The organism is uncultured Roseobacter sp. (genome assembly GCF_947499265.1).
Taxonomy (GTDB): Bacteria; Pseudomonadota; Alphaproteobacteria; order Rhodobacterales; family Rhodobacteraceae; genus Roseobacter.
In genome coordinates this window covers 431,299-449,212 of sequence record NZ_CANMNK010000004.1, presented here as the reverse complement: position 1 = coordinate 449,212, position 17,914 = coordinate 431,299, and the positions used below count along the sequence as shown (strand labels likewise).

The window sequence follows — 17,914 nt, the reverse complement described above, 5'->3', positions numbered from 1 at the left end:
GTCCTGGAGAACAGCCATGACTGCAATCGAGATCACGAACGGCCGCCCCGAGAGCGGCGGCTACAAGGTGGATGTGTCCCGCGGCGGGCATAACGGGCGGGTGTCGTCCGAATGGTTTTCGCGGCCCGATGACGAGAAGTATCTCTCCCTCTCGGACCTCTACACCTCGGTGAAGGGCCGCGCGGAGCGGAGCCGGACGCGGACGGTGGAGAGCGCGGCGATCCGCGTCGAGGCTCATCGCGACGATCCAGAGAAGCTGGCGCTCGTCCTGCCGGACGCCGAGGCGCTGGTCGCGCCCACTCATTGGAGCTTCGGCCAGCTCGCGAGCCTGGTCAGCGCGCCCGCGGCCTATCTGCGTCAGCTTCCGGCGCCGCTCGCCGGCATCAACCTGCAATACGGGTTGACCAACCACCGCGCCGAGCAGGTGAAGACGATGGAGGTCGCCAACGGTCGGACAGAGCTCCGCGCCGTTACTGGCCCGGACTATGGCCGCATTTACGATCACGAACTCGTCTCCGCCGTGCAGCGCATCGCCGGCGACGGCGTCGGCGACACACGCTGGAAGGTGCCGGGGGTGCTCGACTGGTCGACGGGCGTCTACAACCCGATGGTCGATGTCACCAAGGACACGACCACGCTCTACGCCTCCGACCGCGACGTCTTCCTCTTCCTGGTCGACGATATAAATCCTATCGAGGCGGGCACGCTCCCCGACGGCTCGCCCGATCTCTTCTTCCGGGGCTTCTATTGCTGGAACTCAGAGGTCGGCGCGAAGACGCTCGGCATCGCGAGCTTCTATCTCCGCGCCGTCTGCCATAACCGCAATCTCTGGGGCGTCGAGGACTTCCAGGAAATCAGCATCCGGCACTCCAAATATGCCGCCAATCGCTTCGCGCATGAGGCGGCCCCGGCACTGGCAGACTTCGCGGACTCCTCACCGCAACCTTTCGTCCAGGGCATTCGCGCGGCGCGCGAGAGGATCGTTGCGTGCAACGACGAGGACCGCACCGATTTCCTGCGCAAGCGCGGGTTCTCGAAGGCAGAGACCGGCAAGATCGTCGAGACCGTTCTCGCCGAAGAAGGCCGCCCGCCCGAAAGCATCTTCGATTTCGTCCAGGGCATTGCCGCCGTCGCGCGGGGCAAGCCGCAGCAGGATGCCCGGCTCACCATGGAGACCCGCGCTAAGAAGCTTCTCGAACAGGCGGCATGATCGCCTGATCTCCCGATCCCGCCTCCGACCGAGAGGCGGGATACAAGCTGAACCGCCATTGGGTGGTATGGTATGGGTGGATCATGGAGCAGATGCCCGACATTCTGATCGCAGCACTTGCCTTGGCCGGACCGCCGCTCATCGCCGTCTACGGAACGCGGATGTCTGCACGACCGGCGGCGCTGTCGACCAACCTGTTATGCCAGGCAATGCTCCTCGGCCTCGTGGCGCTTGTCCTGGTATTGTTCAACTTTGGTGGCAGGTACTCCCTGAGCTCGATCGGCTTTCAGGCACCTGACCTGGGGACGCTTCTTTGGGCAGCCGGCATGGCCGCCTTCTTCATCCTCGCGCTCGGTCCGCTTCTCATGCGGCTCCCGCATTGGCTTGGCCTCTCGGGCTTCGAAGCGACACTCTCCGATCTTTCGCGCCTTCCAGTCTGGTATCTGATCATTGCAGTTCTGATCGGCGGCGCTGCCGAGGAAATCCTCTATCGAGGAGTGGCACTCGCCATCCTCACATCTTTGCTTGGCGATGCCTATGTGGCGGCTGCCGTCATCGTTCTCGCTTTCGGGCTGGCGCATCTTCCGTTGTGGGGGCCTGGCCCTGCGCTGACGACGGTGATCTCCGGCGCTGCGCTGACCGTCTTCTTCCTCTGGCATGGCGATCTCTTCGCCAACATCATTGCCCATGTTGCAACCGACTTCGTGGGGATCGTTCTCGGGCCGCTCCGGGAGGCGTTGCGAAGACGAGAGTGAGAGGGAGGCGGAATTTTTCGTGACGGGTTTGGAGGTCAGAGAGAGTCTCGTGTTCCTCCGTGACGACGCCCCACCCGGGGCGTCGCCTGCCCATTCTGGGCATCCGTCGTCACCCCGTACACGGAGAAAACTCATGACGAAGTCCAAGAAAATTACCCTCAGCGCCTCGCGCGACATCCCCTTCAACAAGCTGGTGCTCAGCCAGTCCAACGTCCGCCAGATCAAAGCCGGCGTCTCGATCGAAGAGCTGGCCGAGGACATCGCCCGGCGCACGCTCCTGGCGAGCCTGACCGTTCGCCCCGTCCTCGACGATAAGGGCGCGGAAACCGGCGTGTTCGAGATCCCGGCCGGCGGCCGCCGCTATCGCGCACTCGAACTGCTGGTGAAGCAGCGCCGTTTGAACAAGACCGCGACGGTGCCCTGCATCGTGCGGACCGAGGGTCTGGCGGAGGAAGACAGCCTCGCGGAGAACATCCAGCGCGCGCCGCTGCATCCGCTCGACCAGTTTCGCGCCTTCCACGCGATGCGCGAGAAAGGCAAATCCGAGGAAGAAGTCGCCGCAGCCTTCTTCGTCTCGGTGGGTGTCGTCAAGCAGCGCCTCAAGCTGGCCGCCGTCTCTCACGTCTTGCTCGACGCCTATGCCGAAGAGGAGATGACCCTCGACCAGCTCATGGCGTTCACGGTCAATCCCGACCATGAGCGCCAGGAACAGGTCTGGGAGGCGCTCAAGCAGCACTACAACCAGCAACCCTTTGAGATCCGTCGCATGCTGACCGAGGGCGCCGTGCGCGCGTCGGACCGGCGGGCGCAATTCGTGGGTCTGGACAACTACATCGAAGCCGGTGGCGAAGTGCTGCGCGACCTCTTCCAGACCGACGATGGCGGCTGGCTGCAGGACGCAGCGCTCTTGGAGACCATGGTCACCGAGAAGCTGAACGAGGAGGCCGAAGCGATCCGCGCCGAAGGCTGGAAGTGGATCGAGGTCGCAACCGACTTCCCCTACGGTCACACCTACGATCTGCGGCGCATTCGAGGCGAAGCCGAGCCGATGTCGGAGGAGGAAGACGCGACCTACACCGCGCTCAAGGCCGAGTACGACAAGCTCGAAGAGGACTATGCCGAAGCGGACGAACTGCCCGAGGAGGTCGATGAACGCTTGGGAGAGATCGAGACGGCGATGGAAGCGCTCCAGAACCGTCCGATCCGATTCGAAGCGGAGAACCATGCTATCGCGGGTGCCTTCGTCAGCATCGACAGCTCCGGCGGTCTGCGCGTCGAACGCGGCTATGTCAGGGCCGAGGATGAGCCGGTGGTGGAGACCGACGTCGATCCCGAGGACGACGCCGCTGATCCGATGAGCCATGACGATGCCGTCGACGGCACGGGCCAGGCCACCGATCCGGACGAAGAAGAGGACGACGACGGCACCAAGCCGCTGTCGGACCGTCTCGTCTGCGATCTGACCGTCCATCGCACGATGGCACTGCGCAATGCGCTGGCGAGCGATCCCGAACTCGCGCGGCTCGCCTGTCTCCACGCGATGGTTCTGTCACTCTTCTACCATTACGGCCAGGACAGCTGCGTCGAGATCACGTCCAAGAGCACACAGTTCGGCGCGCAGGCGGACGGCCTTTCGGACATGCCCTATGTGCAATCGATCGATCTGCGCATCGAGACCTGGGCGGGCAATCTGCCCAAAGCGCCGGAAGATCTCTGGGAGGCGCTGACCGAATGGGACAGCAACAGCCGCGACGCGCTCTTCGCCCATTGCGCGGCAATGACGGTCAACGCCGTGCATGAGCCGCATTACCGGAAACCGCGCCAGATCGCCCATGCGGACGTGCTGGCGGGCACGCTCGGTCTCGACATGGCCAAAGCGGGCTGGACGCCGACAGCGGACAGCTATCTTGGCCGCGTGACCAAGGCGCAAATCCTCGCCGCCGTGCGTGAGGCAAAGGGCGACAAGGACGCCGACCGGATCGCCGGGTTCAAGAAGCCAGACATGGTCGAGGCTGCCGAAGAACTGCTGGCCGAGAGCGACTGGCTGCCCGAGCCGCTGCGCACACCGCCGCTGGTCGAACAGCCCGATGAGCCGGAGTTCGAGATCGTCGATGATGGCGACATTGCGCCGGATGCAGAACCGGCGGACGACAAGGCAGTCGCCCTCGAAGCTGCAGAGTAGTCGCATAGCGACAGGTGTCCGGCGGCCCTCGGTCGATGGTGGATTTCAGCCGATTGGGCGATGATCTGACTGTCGTCGGGGCCGCCTTCGCCCAACCCTCTCGGAAACCAGCGACCACAAACCGAGGGATATCTTCCCCCCAAACTCCCTCGGCCTCGGGCCTGTCGGACGCGGCAGGCCCTTTTTTGTCGCAAGCACTGGAGGCGCCCATGGACAGTTCGGCATCATCCCTGTCGCAGAAGCTCAGCCGCGAGGCGGAAAATGTCTGCCGTCACTATCTCCCGAACGGCAGGAAGATTGGTCGCTATTGGCTGGTCGGTGACGTCCAGAACACGCCGGGGCGCAGTCTCTATGTCCGGCTCACCGGACCTTCATCCGGCCCCGGCGCCGCGGGAAAATGGACCGATGCCGCCACAGGCGAGCACGGCGATCTGCTGGACCTCATTGCCGCCAACCTCAATCTCTCGACCCTTCGAGATACGCTCGACGAAGCGCGACGGTTTCTCAGCCTGCAGAGACCTGATCCTCCTCGGCACGAGACACTGCCGCCCGTACCGACAGGTTCACCAGAGGCGGCACGACGGCTCTGGGCTATCTCTTCGCCGATCACAAACACATTGGCCGAGCGATATCTTAATCAGCGCGGCATCGCAGACTTGCAGGGACTACCAATGCTCCGGTTCCATCCCCGGTGCTACTATCAATTGCCTGCCACTGCAGAACAGCTTGGGCGTCAGATGTGGCCAGCGCTCATTGCCAAGATCACCGACACGGACGGAACGCTTACCGGATTGCATCGGACCTGGCTCGATCCTGACACTGCCACGAAAGCCCCGCTCGATCCGAACCGCAAGGCGATGGGCCATCTACTCGGAAACGCCGTGCATATGGGTCCACGCTGCGACGTGATCGCCGCTGGAGAAGGTCTCGAGACCATGCTTTCCCTGCGGCAGGTTTTGCCGAGAATGTCCGTCGCAGCGGCGCTCTCCGGCAATCATCTTGCGGCCTACCAGCCCGCAGCTTGGGTGCGGCGCCTCTATATCGCCGTCGACGCCGACAAGACGGGACGTATTGCTGCGAACAGGCTGCGTGACAGGACGTCTGAAGCGGGTCTCGAGACAATCATGCTGCGGCCCGCACGCGGCGATTTCAACGACGATCTCCGCGCACTCGGCATCGACCGGCTGCGCGATAACCTCAGGGCGCAACTGGCGAGCAACGACACTCCAGAGCGAGTGCCTGAGCGCACCGGCTGATCTCAACGGGAACAAGCCGTTCGGGCCAGAGGAGGATCGCTCGCCTTGCATCAAGAGCCGCGCCCACGGCCTTCCGAGAGGGGCGAGACGGAGCGCAAACCGCCCGGTCCGGCAATGGCTGCGGCGGCCCCGTTTTCCGCCGCCGGACCAGAGGTTCGGCTTTGCATCGCGAGCCAAAACGGCGCCGCCTTCGCCATCCTCCGCTGACGCTCCGGTCCCGCGAACGCGGGATGCAAGCCCGATCGGCCTCCGCTTGCCCATCGCCCGTGAAGGCCGCGCGAGGCACGGTCAGACAGCGAAGGAGATCGATCCCATGACAATACACGAACCGCAAACCCGCTCGGCCACCGCCCTGGTGCTCGACGAACTTCAGCTCTTCGGACACCGACCTTTCGCCGATGAACCGGACCCGCGACCGCTGCCTGAACCGGACACTGTCCAAGCCGCCATGACGGACATCTTCGACGCCCTCGTGGTCGCCCTCGGAGACACTCGGCTGGAACCCGATCTTGAAGACCTGCTCTGGTCTACGACCAACGTCTTCCACCGCATGGCCACTCGGATCGACCGGAAGCTTGACGGCAATGAGCAAGCGCAGAGGCGCGGCCAACGCAGCCAGGATGGTTCGGAAGTTCGGTCGGTTGAGCTGGAGCAATTGGTCGCCGAAGGGCTCACACTCACCGAACAGCGCAACGCCTATGAAAGCATGCGCGATCTCGCGGCCGATCTCTTCGAGGCCCATCTCGGGCAGACCTGGCACCCGCATTCAGGCTCACAGGTCAACCGCAAGCACATGACCGCCGCTCTGATCGACAGCCGCGACTACCTGGATGCCAAGCGGAAGACAGATCTTGAACCGCTGATGCCAACCGGCACCAAGATCGCGTTCACCGGCGGGCAGGACGTCACCGACACTGCAAGCATCTGGGCCGCCCTCGACAAGGTGCGCGCCAAGCACGATGACATGGTCCTGCTGCATGGCGGTTCGCCCAAGGGCGCCGAACGCATCGCGGCTTGCTGGGCCGACAACCGCAAGTGCCAGCAGATCGTCTTTAAGCCGAACTGGACCCGCCACGGCAAAGCCGCCCCGTTCAAACGGAATGACCAGATACTTGAGACTTTGCCCATCGGGCTCATCGTCTTCCCGGGCTCGGGCATCTCCGACAATCTCGCCGACAAGGCCAAGACGCTCGGCATTCCGCTCTACGATTTCCGGCACAAGAAAGGCGGGTCGTCATGACCCGTGATGCGCATTTCGCATCGCGTTGCGCTGCATCGGAATATTCCGAGAACAGCGCAATTGTGCTATGCTTTGTCAGCGCCACGGCGTTGGTGGCGGCGCAATCCATGAGAGGAGACCGCCCATGTTTTTGTCCGCATTTCTGAGCATCATTGGACTGGGCGTCCTCGTCTACGTCCTGTTCAGCCTCGCCGTTTACGCGCTGCCTTTCTTTGTCGCCATGACCGTCGGCCTGTATCTCTACGACACCGAAACTGGTCTCATCGTGGCGATCCTTGTGGGCCTGTTCGCGGGCGTCTTCACGCTTCTGATTGGACAAGTCGTTTTCGCCAAAGTGCAGTCCGTTCCGATCCGTCTCGCTATCGGCACGCTCTACGCCGCGCCGGCCGGCATTGCAGGATTCTCCGCGATCAGAGGTCTCTCCGAGATCGGCGGGGCGAGCGAAAGCTGGACACTCGCTTTTGCGACCATCGGAGGTGTCATAGTCGCCGGAACTGCGTGGGTACGGATCGCAGGTCTTGCCGGGCCGCCGGGAGGGGATGATTTATTGCACTCAAAAGCACATCAATCCGCACCATTCGCGAATGACCGGTGAGCGGGACGATAGGGACATTGGACGGAGGTGTCGGAATAATCGCTTCAGAAAGATCAACGACCTTGGAGGCACGGGTCGTACGACCTGAGCTCACATCGTCGCACCACCGTTTACCAGCATATGCTGGCAGGTGATCCACGCGCCGCCATCACCCGCCAGAAACGAAACAACCTCAGCAGTGTCTTGCGGCTCACCGAGACGTCCAAGAGGCGAAGCTGCGGCGGCCTCTTCGCACAGATCCGGCCCGGCAAAGTTGAACATGCCCGGTATCGTGGGGCCGGGCGAGACGGTATTCACGGTGATCTGTCGCGACCCTAATTCCTCTGCCAACACCTTTGCCCAGGTGCGGACGATAGCCTTGCTGCCAGCATAGGTCGCCATGCCAGTGCTGGGAAAATCGACAAGCGAAGATGAGATCGCAATGATCCTGCCGTGATCGGCTACTGTTTTTGCGGCCTGTCGCAATACTTTGAACGTCGCCTTGACGTTGGTGCCGAGGGCCGCGTCCAAATCCTCGTCGGTGATGTTGTGGAAGGCGGCGGCGGGCGCTCCTGTGCCAGCATTCGCCACGACGACATCCAATTGACCAAAGCGGTTCAGCACGGTCTGGAACAGGACCTCCACCTGTTTGGTCCGGCGCAGGTCAGCCTGAACGGAAATGGCTGTCCCGCCGCTCTTCTCGATGGTGGCGACACAGTCGTCGGCCCCGACCCGGTTCGTACTCCAATGGACAGCCACTGCCATCCCATCCGCTGCGAGTTTCTGCGCGATGGCGCTGCCGATGGCGCCACTGGCTCCGGTCACGAGGGCGACACGCGTCACCCTCGTTTCTGCGTTCCTCGACTGTTCCATATCAGGAACCAGCCGGGATCGCGCCGACCTGCTGCATCAGGCCAAGAGCATCGACGAACACGTTGTCTTCGGCGATCTTGCCGTCGCGCAGCCGGTAGAGGTGCATGACGTTCCAGAACAGCGGCTTGTGGGTCGCCTCGAACGGTCCCAATGGTCCCTCATGCGTTCCGCCAAAGCGGTCATAGACCATCACGATGTCGCCTTCCGCGATCATGTCGAGCGTTTCCGCTTTGACGTCGGGGAGGCCGTTGTAGAACCCCTCATAGACGGCGCGCATGCCCTCGGGGCCGTGGGCTTCTTCGGCCGGAAACGCCGCCACCGGCTTCAATACGAAGTCCCGCGTCAGCACCTCGGGCAGCAGGTCAAGGTTGCGGCCATTGAACACCTCTTCCAGCAGGCGGGTGACGACGGCTTTGTTGGCTTCGAGTGCTGTGTTGGTCATTGGTCTTCTCCGTTTGCTGTGGTGTGAAGAAGATATGGACCATTTGACTAATCGTGATAATCTGGCACTCTTGTGAATGACTATTCAGAATTATGCATAATGAGATTACGCCTGTATGAGTGACCTCCGCGATCGACGCGCCTTTTGCCGGGTGGCGGAGTTGACCTCCTTCGCGGCGGCGGCCCGCGATCTGGGATTACCGACTGCGACCGTGTCCGCCTCCGTCAAGCGTCTCGAAGATACGCTTGGTGTTCGACTGCTGGAGCGCACCACCCGCAAGGTCTCGGTTACTGAGGACGGGCGCGCCTATTATGACCAGATTGCCCCCTTGTTGGATGACATCACGGAAGTGGAGTCGCGGGTGCACAGTCGCGCCGATACCGTATCGGGCCGGGTCAGGATCGCAGCCCCCCGACATCTGGCCAGCGCCTTGCTGGTGCCGAACATCGCGACCCTTGTGCGCCAGCACCCGGGGATCGAGCTGGATTTCACACTGGCCGACGCCGCAGTGGATATGGTGGGCGAAGCCGTTGACATCGCTGTCCGCATTGGTCCGCTGCCGGATACCTCCGCGAGTGCAATCCGCATAGGTGCATTCGAACAAGTGCTCTGCGCCGCCCCGTCATGGATCGAAACGCATGGCACCATCGCACATCCCGGTGAGATACCTGATACACTTCCAATGGCCTACAGGTTCCCGGGATCAGCGCGCGGCTACCCTTGGGTGTTTACCAAGGACGACGAAACGATCGAGATTAACCCCCACGCCACCATCCGTTTTGACGATCTTGACACCTACGTCGAAGCCGGGCGCGCCGGGCTTGGGCCGATCTGCGTCCTGTCGTTCCAGGCGGCAAGCTATCTGGCCGGTGGAGACCTCATTCATATGCTGACGGACTGGCGTGGGGCAACCATCGACGTCAATGCACTCACCCCCGAACGTCGCCATAGATCCCGACGCGTCGAAGTTGTGCTCGATTGGTTGAGACTATGCGTTGCAATCTGAAGCTGATGCCTCACCGCTTTGGACGGTCACTCGACGAGGAGGCGCGCTCGAAAGCTGGCGCTTGATTCCGTCAATTTGGGCATGTCGCGTCTAGTTTTGTTCGAAACCATCGACCGGGTTCGATTTCCGAACCTACCGCCAATACCCGCAATTGGGAGCGTTTTCGCATTCCCTTGGACCTCTGGCGATAAGCCCGCTCCAGCCGTTCTGCACGCGGCTGCCTGTCTCCATACGACAAACGGCGCCGGTGGATTGTTGGAACCGAGCATGACTGTCATTTCTCTTTCTAAGGCTCTCATCACCCGCGTCCGTTGCGGTCTCTCCATGGGCTGATCTGACCGGGATCGGCTGACGCCTCGACCGCCTCAGCCGCAACGCCGGGTTCGGACTTTTTTCCCCTGGGCTCTGCCCATTCCTCGCGGGACGACCCTGACGGGTCCAAGAAAGTCCGCCCACGGCGTCCTCCGCTTACGCTGCGGGCCAAGGGCTGCGTCGGCGGATCGTCCCGGTCCTGACGATCGCCATCGAGACCGCGACGGGCGTGGGATCGAAAGCCAAAGGAGAAATGACATGGCCACCATCGGAACCTTCAAGAAGACCGGCAACGAATACGTCGGAGAAATCGTCACCCTCAACGTGCAGGCGCAGAACGTCCGCATCGTCCCCGAGGACAGCACCTCTGGCGAGAACGCTCCCTCCCACCGGGTCTTCGTCGGCCGCGCCGAAATCGGAGCCGCCTGGTCCAAACGCTCGAACGAGGATCGCGACTATCTGAGCCTCAAGCTGGACGATCCGAGCTTCACCCAGCCGATCTACGCAAACCTTTTCGATGACACCGTGGTCGAAGGCGGCGAAGAGACCTTCAGCCTCATCTGGTCTCGGGCTCGCCGCAAGAACGGCGAGTGAGGATCGTCCGACACGCCTCGCCCGGTCAACCGGGCGGGGCGTTCTTGGTCTACCTTTGATCCTGCCACCAGAAGTGGCTTCGATTCCCCAAAAATCTTGACCATTGCCGCGCGGCCAAAGCCCGCTCGCGAGCCTTCGCATTCGCTGGTTTTTCTGCCACTTAGGCGGCAGAGTTCAGCGACTTCGTAGCATTCTCGACGGTGTCGGTCGTGAGATGCTCATGCACAATCCGCCATCCGTCACCTTCGCGCACCCAGACATGTGTGCCGTGCTGCGCTGCCGACACTTTGTCCCCGTTGGTGGAGATGCCCTCGCCAGCAAAAGCGAATGTCACGACGGCCAGGTCGCCCGATATGCGGATCTGGGGCTCTCCGATGGGCGCGATGGACCAGCTGCGGAACCCCGACAAGGTCCAAGTGCGCGCGTATTCATCGAAGCTTTTCAGGACAACGACCTTGTCGTCAAAATTGTCCACGACATGGATTTCGCCGGTCGAGAACAGCGGGCGCAGCTTCTCGACATCGAATGCGCTTGTGCCGATGTTCCAAGCCGCGAACCATGTGTTCATGCCTTCGGTAATTTGTGCGTGCGGTGTCATGGTTTCAGCCCTTTCTATTGTAGATTGTTTCAGCCAGCTTCGATCCAGTGGCCGAAGCGCGCCATCAGATGCGGCATGATCCAAAAGTTCAGAAGCGGGACAACGATCAACGTCAGAACAAACGTTCTTGCGATCAGCGGCCAGTCCCCGATCACTGGCCCGGTCAGGGCCAGCACCAAGGTGATGAGGGGGAAGACGGCTGCCCAGAGAAGGGCAGTGCGCCGTAGCGATGATCTGTTGATCAGAATTGGAGTCGTCATGGCCTTGCTCCTCAATTGCGGTCATCGCTGATCAGCGACCGTGTGGTCTCTGGGTCCGGGAAGGGAACCGCCGAAGAGCCGTGCTCGTGGATGATCCGCCACGCCCCATCTTCCTGTTTTTCAAAGATCAGGGTCACGCGGGCCTCCGGAAAGGCAATTGGATCCCCGTTGGGCATCGCGCCCGATCCCGACAGCGATACGGTGGTCCAGGCGATGTCACCCCGGACCGTGACGCGCATGTCGTCCGCCGGGACCAGCGTCCATTCTGCAGGCAGCGCCATGAAACCTTCATAGTAGCGCGATGCGGCTTCCCAGCCTTCTACGCCATTATGCGGCCGGCCGAAGTCGTAGGAAAACAGGCGTTCGTCCTGGACGTAGAGATCGGCGATCTGGTCAATCGAGAACGGCGCGTCTGGGCTGGTGCTCCATCCCGCCACCCAGGCGCCGGTCAATTGGCGCAATTGCGCGTCGTCCGGAGTGTCCTGCGCCTGTCCCAATCCGGTGACGCCAAGCGCGAGTACGGCTGCCAAGGCGGTGGTTTTGAAAAACTGTGTCATGGTCTTGCTCCTTTCGATGTGTGTCAGGCGGCCACGGATGCGGCTGCCGCTTTGGTAAGTTGTTTGGCCAGTTGTGAAAGCGTTTGCGCCGCGGCGGCCTGCCGGTCTGGCAGGTGTTCCTTGTCGACGGCGGTCAGTTCGACGGCCACTTGCGTGACGTCTCGGATGCCGATGAACTTCAGCGCATAATCGAGATAGCGCGCCTGGAAATCCCAGTCTTCGACGCCGGTTCCGGGGGCGACGGTGCCGCCGCGCGCGGTGATCACCACAGCGGATTTGCCGCTGAGCAGCCCCCAATTCTCATAAGGCGCATCCGCACGGGGCTGATAGGTGTAGCCGGGTTGCGCGATGATATCGATCAGGTGCTTGAGGACATAGGGCACGCCGAAGTTCCACATCGGGGTCGAGATCACGATCAGGTCCGCATCGGCGATGCGATCAATGACCTGCGTCACGCTTTTCCAGGCACGCGCCTGATCGGAGGTCGGATCCTCACCATTCAGCAGGGCATATTTGGCATCGATCAGCGCACCGTTGAACGCGGGCAAGTCCGTGGCCCACAGGTCCATCCGGTCGATTTCAACGTCCGGATTCGCAGTCTGGATGTCCTTGAGAAATTGCGTCGCCAGCGCGATGGAATGCGAGCGCTCCTTGCGTGGCGAGGCTTCGATATAGACGATCTTGTTAAGCGGTTTCATTGTCATTTCTCCGGTTTGATCTGTTGTCTGGTCCTCACAAACATCGCGCTGCCGGGCCTTGATTGCCAATTCGAATGGCCCGTTCTGTGATAGGCATTGCTTATTAAAAGCCGCTCTGGCAGATTTGGTTCATGTCAGGGTTCAGGAGATACGAGTGTTTTGTGGCGGTCGCGGAGACGCTGCATTTCCGCAAAGCGGCCGAACAGGTCGCGATGACGCAGCCCGCGCTCAGTCAACAGATCGCTGCCCTGGAAAAATCCCTGGGTGCGAAGCTCTTTGATCGGGATCGGCGCAAGGTCAGCTTGACGGAGGCTGGCAAGGTCTTATTGCCTGCTGCCCGGGACGCCCTGAAGCGATTGAAAGAGGCCGAAGCGGAAATCGGACGCCTTGCAGCGCAGGACGACACGCTGCTGCGGATCGGCTTTCTTGAATATCTCAAGGTCCCGCATCTGAGCCAGGTTCTGGGTGATCTGAGGCAGAAACACCCGCAGATCGACGTCCGGATGTCAGAGCTGCATTCCGACGCTGTGCTGCATGCGCTTGTTGCCCGTGACATCGAGATCGGTGTCGGATTCCTGCCCCCGGATCATCCCGATCTTGCGGGGCGCGAGACCATGAGCGGCGTCTGGATGGCAGCGATCCCGGAGGACCATGACTTGTCTGAGTTCGACGAGATCCCGCTGGACCGGCTCGCCAGCGACAGCGTGATCACCTTTGCCCGGCATCTCAACCCACCGCTTTATGACAGGGTGCTGCGTCTGATGCAGTCCGCACATCCCGAGGCGCACATCGCCTATCACGTGTCCCAACCCTCGACGGGGCCGGAGTATGTGCGCGACGGGCTTGGGTGTTTCCTGCATGCGTCCTATGTCTTGCCCGATCTGCCACCGGGGGTGACCCGTCGACCCGTGTCCGGCTTCGATCCGATCTCCATCGGCCTGATGTGGCGGTCGGACCGGAAAACAAAGGCGGTTCGGGCCTTTCTTGAGGCGCACAAGCGCGAGATTGCGAAAAGCCGTTGACGCGCGCGGGGCAGCGGACTCAGCCCCGGGTCACAACCGCGCGCCCGCGTTACGGTCACTCGCTCAGTCCGGCGACCTTTTCGACGATGTAACAATTGCCCTCATTCCAGGTGATCGTCTGCACCATCTTTGTGATCTTTCAGCTCGTTTCCCGCGCACGTCTTCAAACGATTGAATCTTGGACCGTTACAACGATGTTGCCGATCGCCTTGCCGTCATCGACCATCCGATGCGCGTCAACGATCTCCTCAATCGGTAAATGAGCTGCGATAAATGGCTCAATACAGTTATCTTCCAGAAGCCTTGTGAGTTCATCGCAGGCGCGTTCAAGGACGTCGCGCGGCAAATCATAGACCAAAAAGAACCCATAGGTGATCTGCTTCACGATCGAGAGGATTGCCGGAATCTTGGCGGTCATGGCGTCCGACCCGTAGACAGCGACGAAGCCATTTGGAGCCATCAGATCACCAAGTACGGGACCGTTGATGCCGAGATTGACCTCGATGAGGTGAGGAAACCTTCAGCCTCATCTGGTCCCGGGCTCGCCGCAAGAACGGCGACTGAGGATCTCGGCTACCGCCCCGCCCGGTTTCCGGGCGGGGTTTTTTTCGATCCAAATCAAGTAGAATGGCCGGCGCAGCGGTCGCTCAGGCAGACCTCGAACGGCCGGTTTGAGCCCGAAGCGGACCTAGGACAAGGTCCCAAAATTCCGTTGAAAAAGCACCAATGGGAGGCATCCACGCTACCTAGTTTGGTCTTCTCCACGAAGGTAATCGGCAATCAGATCGTTGAAATCGTCCGCTCTTTCGAGCTGAGGCCAATGACCGGCACCGCTGAACTCATGAAAGGAAGTGTTTGCGAGTTTGGATGCCAGGTTTCGTGAGGCGTCAACTGGCACAATCCCGTCCTGGGTGCCGTGGACGATTAGGGTTGCCATCTTCAGAGCTGCAAGCCGATCATCTGAGTATGTCGGTTCACCCGATTTAATCGAACGGGCCAAGGACGCGACGGCGCCGCCCGAGTTAACCTGCCTATGCTCAGCCAGCAGAGCTTCGATGACCTCGGGATCTGTCGGTGGATTGGCATACACCCTCGATAGGTAGGCTTCCATTTGGCCTATGGTCTTGGGAGAGGCGCCGGATGCGAGCATATCTGCCGTGACAGCTTCCGGCAGGCCGAAGACGAACGCCGGTGCGACCAAAACAAGACGCTCTACACGCTCGGGATAGCGCTCGGCGAAGAGCATGGATATCAATCCGCCCATGGAGCTACCGACAAGGGTGGCGTTCTCAATGCCCAAATTGTCCATCAAGCCAGCAATCTGATCGACATACATCGATACGCTGTAGTCCATATCGGGCTTGTCGGATCTGCCGAACCCAACAAGATCGGGTGCGATCACACGGTTGGTTTCAGACAGCTTGTCTATATTTGCATTCCAACGTGTGTGATCAGCGCCCAAGCCATGAATGAGAATAATCGCCGGGCCGGAACCTTGATCCACATGGTTGATTTTGTGGCCGTTGACTGCCGAGATCGAAGTCTCGGCAGCAACATTTGAGGCGAGAGCCAAGAACGAAGCGGCGGCAAATGCCAGAGTTTGCTTATTCATTTTACCTCTCCCAATGAATGGGGCGTGACCTTCTCATTCCGGTCTAGCCAGTTGTGCAGCTTGGCGGTCGCGAAGGGCATGATCAGATAGATCATGGTTGGAACCATGATGCCGGTTAGCAGGAGCGTCCGCAGCGGCATCGGCACCCCACCAAGGATGGGGTTGAGCAATGCCAGAAGCCCGGTGATCAGCGGATACACAACGATCCAGGTCAGGATCGCCATCTTGTGTTGTCGTGCGGAAGTCATGACGTATCTCCCTATTCTTCCAAGTCGTGGGCAAATTCGATGACGTTGCCCTGGTTGTCTTTGATGAAGGCGACACGGCGGCCAACATCCGGGAAGCTGGTTGCTGGGAAGAACGGCTCGACGCCCTTTGCGGCCAGTTCGCTCATCACCTCGTCAACATTGTCGACGACGAAGGCGAGGTGGCTGAAGCCGTTGTCCGAAAGGTGTTCCGGCAGATCGTTCGGAATGGAACGCTTCTGGAAGCTCTCTGCCTGGCCGACGATCTCGATCATGAAGCCGTTCTTTTCCAGATAGGCAAGGCGAACGCCTTCAAACTCCGGCACGGTCCACTCGATCTTGATGTTGAAACCGAGCATCTCGGTCCACCAGGACATCGTGGCATCGTAGTCCGACGTGCTCAGCAAAACGTGCTCGACATGCATTGTCGAAATGGCATTTGTTTCTTGGGGTTTAATCTGCATGTTCATTTTGTTTCTCCTTTGAGTTTGTGTGTTGCTAGGTTCATGATCTCTTAGATGCACAGCATTCGGTAGACGGATTTCCTGAGTTTTAGTTATTTGCCATGCGAATATAAAAGACGTGCGAGCATCATCCGAGGTGACGGGTCAAACCAGGTCCCAAGCGCTCCAGTTCTCTTCCAGATGCGCGATAGACGTGGTTCCTGCGATCACGACAATGTTTGGCGACCTCTTCAGGAGCCAGGCGAGTGATTGGCGAGGCTCAAGCTTTGCCCCCTGCTGCATGGGGTCTGCGCCCAAAGGCCCATATGGAATGAATGCGATGCCTTTGCTGGCTGTATAGTCAACAAAGTCGGAGTCCGACGTTTCGCTGACGTTGAAGCGGTTTTGCACGCTCGCGATTGGAGCGACCGTCAACGCCCGATCCAGATGGTCACGTTTGACGTTGGACAGACCGATATGTCGGATGCGTCCATCTTCCTGGGCCTCTGCCAGGGCAGCAATCGACTCCTCAATGGAGGTTTCAGGATCAACGCGATGGAGCTGAAACAGGTCGATCTGATCGCGCTTCAGGTTCACGAGCGCCTGATCGATCTGACGGTGCAAAGTGTCGCGAGAGCCGTCCACAACGATGCGGGTCGGTTCCGGTTTATCGACGCCACCTTTTGTGGCGATAATGACACCGCGTCCTTCAAGGCCCTCGCCAACAATCTGATCGGCGGTTTCAGGGCCGTATGAACGCGCGCTGTCGTAGAAACTGATGCCAAGATCAGCGGCGCGGCGCAGAAGCTTCAATCCGCCTTCCCAGTCTTTGTAAGGGCCAAAGTTCCCGGGGCGTCCGGTCAGGCGCATGGCTCCATAGCCAAGGCGATTGACCTCAAGGTCGCCGCCGATTTTGAAAGTTGTTGGTGTGCTTGTCATTTCTAAATTCCTCTCTTCGTGAACTGCGTTTCGTTGAGAGTAATGTGCACTGATCAGAATAATTCGGTAGACGAGTAATTTGACTATCTGTTATTTGTATCGAGCATGAGCAAGACACTTGATAGACTGACGCTGTTGGAGACCTTTATCCGTATCGCTGAGCGCGGCTCGATAAGCGCTGCCGCCTCAGACCTCGGACTGTCTCAACCTTCAGCAAGCCGCCAGTTGGCCGAATTGGAGACGCGCTTTGGCGTGCAGCTCATCCGGCGCACAACGCATTCCATGGCTCTCACCGCTGCTGGACAAGCCTTGTTGCGGGACGCCAGGGAGATCGTCTCTGCATGGAATAGCATCGAAGAACGCCACGGTTTGGCGGACGGTGTGGTCAAGGGACCGCTCAGAGTGGTCGCACCGGTGGCATTGGGGCAGCTCTACCTGGCTGAGACAGCTTTGCGCTTCCAATCAGACAACCCGCTTGTTTCCCTGGATTGGCAGCTCGAAGACGGTGTCATTCGAGTTGCGGAAGTGGGCTGTGATTGCTGGATCAAGATCGGTCCGATCCCCGATGACACCCTCATTGTTCGCAACCTTGGGAGCGTTGAACGACTTGTCGTGGCGAGCCCCAATTGTATTGGAACGCGGTCGCTCAAAACCCCGAGCGATGTTGAGAAACTACCGTTTATCGCTCTTGGGCCATTCGAGGGCGGTCGGATTGGTCTCTCGAACGCCATCGGCAAGAAAGTGGAGCTGACGCCCAAAGTCGCGGTCACCACAAACAACATCTTTTCTGTCCATCGCGCCCTTCTGATGGACACAGGAGCGGCGGTCATGCCGCGTTGGTTCGTAGAGGAAGACTTGGAGTCAGGGCGTCTTGTCGATGTTCTGCCCAAGTGGCGCGCAGCTCAGCTCAACATCAACGCAGCATTCCTGCCCGTCCGGCACCAACCAAAACGGTTGGAAGCGTTTCTCGAAGCTGTATCTCGTGAGGTTCCGAAAATTCCTGGTGTTATAAGCGCAGAAAGTAAATGAACCAATGGCGGCTTCGTCCCGCAAAGTTGCCGTCTACGTGCAAAATATCATGGTGAAGTGCGCCCGT

22 protein-coding genes are annotated in these 17,914 nt (G+C 60.3%); 10 read left to right on the top strand and 12 right to left on the bottom strand.

Going from position 1 to position 17,914, the window contains the following annotated elements:
- The first annotated feature begins 16 nt into the window (after window positions 1-16).
- From Q1A63_RS13250 to Q1A63_RS13235, 4 genes are all read left to right on the top strand, one after another.
- Complete coding sequence (locus tag Q1A63_RS13250) at window positions 17-1,210, top strand: DUF932 domain-containing protein (protein ID WP_299632014.1); 1,194 nt, start codon at window positions 17-19, stop codon at window positions 1,208-1,210.
- A gap of 83 nt (window positions 1,211-1,293) precedes the next feature.
- Window positions 1,294-1,965 (top strand): CPBP family intramembrane glutamic endopeptidase, encoded by a 672-nt coding sequence (locus Q1A63_RS13245; RefSeq protein ID WP_299632012.1) that lies wholly within the window; start codon window positions 1,294-1,296, stop codon window positions 1,963-1,965.
- A 133-nt stretch (window positions 1,966-2,098) separates the two neighbouring features.
- Window positions 2,099-4,147 carry a ParB/RepB/Spo0J family partition protein gene (locus Q1A63_RS13240; RefSeq protein WP_299632010.1) on the top strand — a complete coding sequence of 683 codons (2,049 nt, stop codon included), beginning with the start codon at window positions 2,099-2,101 and terminating at the stop codon, window positions 4,145-4,147.
- Between the two features lie 209 nt (window positions 4,148-4,356).
- On the top strand, window positions 4,357-5,403 hold the full coding sequence (locus tag Q1A63_RS13235; protein WP_299632008.1) for a toprim domain-containing protein: 1,047 nt from the start codon (window positions 4,357-4,359) through the stop codon (window positions 5,401-5,403).
- A gap of 50 nt (window positions 5,404-5,453) precedes the next feature.
- Here Q1A63_RS13235 and Q1A63_RS13230 read toward each other — a convergent pair whose 3' ends face one another.
- The gene (locus Q1A63_RS13230; RefSeq protein ID WP_299632006.1) at window positions 5,454-5,600 is read right to left on the bottom strand and encodes a hypothetical protein; all 147 of its coding nucleotides are present in this window, start codon (window positions 5,598-5,600) and stop codon (window positions 5,454-5,456) included.
- A 116-nt stretch (window positions 5,601-5,716) separates the two neighbouring features.
- Between Q1A63_RS13230 and Q1A63_RS13225 the strand changes: the two genes are divergently transcribed.
- Window positions 5,717-6,643 carry a DUF2493 domain-containing protein gene (locus Q1A63_RS13225; protein WP_299632004.1) on the top strand — a complete coding sequence of 309 codons (927 nt, stop codon included), beginning with the start codon at window positions 5,717-5,719 and terminating at the stop codon, window positions 6,641-6,643.
- Window positions 6,644-6,767: 124 nt separating this feature from the next.
- Complete coding sequence (locus Q1A63_RS13220) at window positions 6,768-7,238, top strand: hypothetical protein (protein ID WP_299632002.1); 471 nt, start codon at window positions 6,768-6,770, stop codon at window positions 7,236-7,238.
- Between the two features lie 90 nt (window positions 7,239-7,328).
- Here the strand turns inward: Q1A63_RS13220 and Q1A63_RS13215 are convergent, their stop codons facing one another.
- The gene (locus tag Q1A63_RS13215; protein ID WP_299632000.1) at window positions 7,329-8,060 is read right to left on the bottom strand and encodes an SDR family oxidoreductase; all 732 of its coding nucleotides are present in this window, start codon (window positions 8,058-8,060) and stop codon (window positions 7,329-7,331) included.
- Between the two features lie 31 nt (window positions 8,061-8,091).
- The gene (locus Q1A63_RS13210; protein WP_299631998.1) at window positions 8,092-8,532 is read right to left on the bottom strand and encodes an ester cyclase; all 441 of its coding nucleotides are present in this window, start codon (window positions 8,530-8,532) and stop codon (window positions 8,092-8,094) included.
- 115 nt (window positions 8,533-8,647) lie between these two features.
- Between Q1A63_RS13210 and Q1A63_RS13205 the strand changes: the two genes are divergently transcribed.
- Together Q1A63_RS13205 and Q1A63_RS13200 are read left to right on the top strand one after the other, a co-directional pair.
- Window positions 8,648-9,538: a LysR family transcriptional regulator gene (locus Q1A63_RS13205; protein ID WP_299631996.1), complete on the top strand. Its 891-nt coding sequence runs from the start codon at window positions 8,648-8,650 to the stop codon at window positions 9,536-9,538.
- A 570-nt stretch (window positions 9,539-10,108) separates the two neighbouring features.
- On the top strand, window positions 10,109-10,444 hold the full coding sequence (locus tag Q1A63_RS13200; protein WP_055086447.1) for a DUF736 domain-containing protein: 336 nt from the start codon (window positions 10,109-10,111) through the stop codon (window positions 10,442-10,444).
- Between the two features lie 160 nt (window positions 10,445-10,604).
- On the opposite strand, the gene Q1A63_RS13195 is transcribed toward Q1A63_RS13200, so the two are convergent.
- From Q1A63_RS13195 to Q1A63_RS13180, 4 genes are read right to left on the bottom strand one after another with little or no spacing between them, the layout of a single operon-like run.
- Window positions 10,605-11,042 carry a nuclear transport factor 2 family protein gene (locus Q1A63_RS13195; RefSeq protein WP_299631990.1) on the bottom strand — a complete coding sequence of 146 codons (438 nt, stop codon included), beginning with the start codon at window positions 11,040-11,042 and terminating at the stop codon, window positions 10,605-10,607.
- A gap of 29 nt (window positions 11,043-11,071) precedes the next feature.
- The gene (locus Q1A63_RS13190; RefSeq protein WP_299631988.1) at window positions 11,072-11,302 is read right to left on the bottom strand and encodes a hypothetical protein; all 231 of its coding nucleotides are present in this window, start codon (window positions 11,300-11,302) and stop codon (window positions 11,072-11,074) included.
- Between the two features lie 11 nt (window positions 11,303-11,313).
- Entirely contained in the window at window positions 11,314-11,859 is a 546-nt protein-coding gene (locus tag Q1A63_RS13185) for a nuclear transport factor 2 family protein (protein ID WP_299631986.1), read from the bottom strand.
- A 23-nt stretch (window positions 11,860-11,882) separates the two neighbouring features.
- The gene (locus Q1A63_RS13180; protein WP_299631984.1) at window positions 11,883-12,557 is read right to left on the bottom strand and encodes an NAD(P)H-dependent oxidoreductase; all 675 of its coding nucleotides are present in this window, start codon (window positions 12,555-12,557) and stop codon (window positions 11,883-11,885) included.
- A gap of 131 nt (window positions 12,558-12,688) precedes the next feature.
- Here Q1A63_RS13180 and Q1A63_RS13175 point away from each other — a divergent pair, with 131 nt between their 5' ends.
- Entirely contained in the window at window positions 12,689-13,579 is an 891-nt protein-coding gene (locus Q1A63_RS13175; protein WP_299631982.1) for a LysR family transcriptional regulator, read from the top strand.
- 163 nt (window positions 13,580-13,742) lie between these two features.
- Here Q1A63_RS13175 and Q1A63_RS13170 read toward each other — a convergent pair whose 3' ends face one another.
- From Q1A63_RS13170 to Q1A63_RS13150, 5 genes are all read right to left on the bottom strand, one after another.
- Entirely contained in the window at window positions 13,743-13,997 is a 255-nt protein-coding gene (locus Q1A63_RS13170) for a zinc-binding dehydrogenase (RefSeq protein WP_366524355.1), read from the bottom strand.
- A gap of 324 nt (window positions 13,998-14,321) precedes the next feature.
- Window positions 14,322-15,191, bottom strand: a complete 870-nt coding sequence (locus Q1A63_RS13165) for an alpha/beta fold hydrolase (RefSeq protein WP_299631978.1) — start codon at window positions 15,189-15,191, stop codon at window positions 14,322-14,324.
- Window positions 15,188-15,439, bottom strand: a complete 252-nt coding sequence (locus Q1A63_RS13160; RefSeq protein ID WP_299631975.1) for a hypothetical protein — start codon at window positions 15,437-15,439, stop codon at window positions 15,188-15,190. Before Q1A63_RS13160 ends, Q1A63_RS13165 begins: the two co-directional genes overlap by 4 nt.
- An 11-nt stretch (window positions 15,440-15,450) precedes the next feature.
- A complete protein-coding gene (locus tag Q1A63_RS13155; protein WP_299631973.1) occupies window positions 15,451-15,906 on the bottom strand; it encodes a VOC family protein in 456 nt (151 codons plus the stop codon).
- A 138-nt stretch (window positions 15,907-16,044) separates the two neighbouring features.
- On the bottom strand, window positions 16,045-16,818 hold the full coding sequence (locus tag Q1A63_RS13150; protein ID WP_299631971.1) for an aldo/keto reductase: 774 nt from the start codon (window positions 16,816-16,818) through the stop codon (window positions 16,045-16,047).
- Between the two features lie 105 nt (window positions 16,819-16,923).
- Here Q1A63_RS13150 and Q1A63_RS13145 point away from each other — a divergent pair, with 105 nt between their 5' ends.
- Window positions 16,924-17,847 (top strand): LysR family transcriptional regulator, encoded by a 924-nt coding sequence (locus Q1A63_RS13145; RefSeq protein WP_299631969.1) that lies wholly within the window; start codon window positions 16,924-16,926, stop codon window positions 17,845-17,847.
- The last annotated feature ends 67 nt before the right edge of the window (window positions 17,848-17,914 follow it).

Excerpts from the sequence above, each read along its gene's own strand:
- Q1A63_RS13250 (WP_299632014.1), top strand. The coding sequence starts at position 17 with ATGACTGCAATCGAGATCACGAACGGCCGCCCCGAGAGCGGCGGCTAC.
- Q1A63_RS13245 (WP_299632012.1), top strand. The coding sequence starts at position 1,294 with ATGGAGCAGATGCCCGACATTCTGATCGCAGCACTTGCCTTGGCCGGA.
- Q1A63_RS13240 (WP_299632010.1), top strand. The coding sequence starts at position 2,099 with ATGACGAAGTCCAAGAAAATTACCCTCAGCGCCTCGCGCGACATCCCC.
- Q1A63_RS13235 (WP_299632008.1), top strand. The coding sequence starts at position 4,357 with ATGGACAGTTCGGCATCATCCCTGTCGCAGAAGCTCAGCCGCGAGGCG.
- Q1A63_RS13230 (WP_299632006.1), bottom strand. The coding sequence starts at position 5,600 with ATGGCGAAGGCGGCGCCGTTTTGGCTCGCGATGCAAAGCCGAACCTCT.
- Q1A63_RS13225 (WP_299632004.1), top strand. The coding sequence starts at position 5,717 with ATGACAATACACGAACCGCAAACCCGCTCGGCCACCGCCCTGGTGCTC.
- Q1A63_RS13220 (WP_299632002.1), top strand. The coding sequence starts at position 6,768 with ATGTTTTTGTCCGCATTTCTGAGCATCATTGGACTGGGCGTCCTCGTC.
- Q1A63_RS13210 (WP_299631998.1), bottom strand. The coding sequence starts at position 8,532 with ATGACCAACACAGCACTCGAAGCCAACAAAGCCGTCGTCACCCGCCTG.
- Q1A63_RS13205 (WP_299631996.1), top strand. The coding sequence starts at position 8,648 with ATGAGTGACCTCCGCGATCGACGCGCCTTTTGCCGGGTGGCGGAGTTG.
- Q1A63_RS13200 (WP_055086447.1), top strand. The coding sequence starts at position 10,109 with ATGGCCACCATCGGAACCTTCAAGAAGACCGGCAACGAATACGTCGGA.
- Q1A63_RS13195 (WP_299631990.1), bottom strand. The coding sequence starts at position 11,042 with ATGACACCGCACGCACAAATTACCGAAGGCATGAACACATGGTTCGCG.
- Q1A63_RS13190 (WP_299631988.1), bottom strand. The coding sequence starts at position 11,302 with ATGACGACTCCAATTCTGATCAACAGATCATCGCTACGGCGCACTGCC.
- Q1A63_RS13185 (WP_299631986.1), bottom strand. The coding sequence starts at position 11,859 with ATGACACAGTTTTTCAAAACCACCGCCTTGGCAGCCGTACTCGCGCTT.
- Q1A63_RS13180 (WP_299631984.1), bottom strand. The coding sequence starts at position 12,557 with ATGAAACCGCTTAACAAGATCGTCTATATCGAAGCCTCGCCACGCAAG.
- Q1A63_RS13175 (WP_299631982.1), top strand. The coding sequence starts at position 12,689 with ATGTCAGGGTTCAGGAGATACGAGTGTTTTGTGGCGGTCGCGGAGACG.
- Q1A63_RS13170 (WP_366524355.1), bottom strand. The coding sequence starts at position 13,997 with ATGACCGCCAAGATTCCGGCAATCCTCTCGATCGTGAAGCAGATCACC.
- Q1A63_RS13165 (WP_299631978.1), bottom strand. The coding sequence starts at position 15,191 with ATGAATAAGCAAACTCTGGCATTTGCCGCCGCTTCGTTCTTGGCTCTC.
- Q1A63_RS13160 (WP_299631975.1), bottom strand. The coding sequence starts at position 15,439 with ATGACTTCCGCACGACAACACAAGATGGCGATCCTGACCTGGATCGTT.
- Q1A63_RS13155 (WP_299631973.1), bottom strand. The coding sequence starts at position 15,906 with ATGAACATGCAGATTAAACCCCAAGAAACAAATGCCATTTCGACAATG.
- Q1A63_RS13150 (WP_299631971.1), bottom strand. The coding sequence starts at position 16,818 with ATGACAAGCACACCAACAACTTTCAAAATCGGCGGCGACCTTGAGGTC.
- Q1A63_RS13145 (WP_299631969.1), top strand. The coding sequence starts at position 16,924 with ATGAGCAAGACACTTGATAGACTGACGCTGTTGGAGACCTTTATCCGT.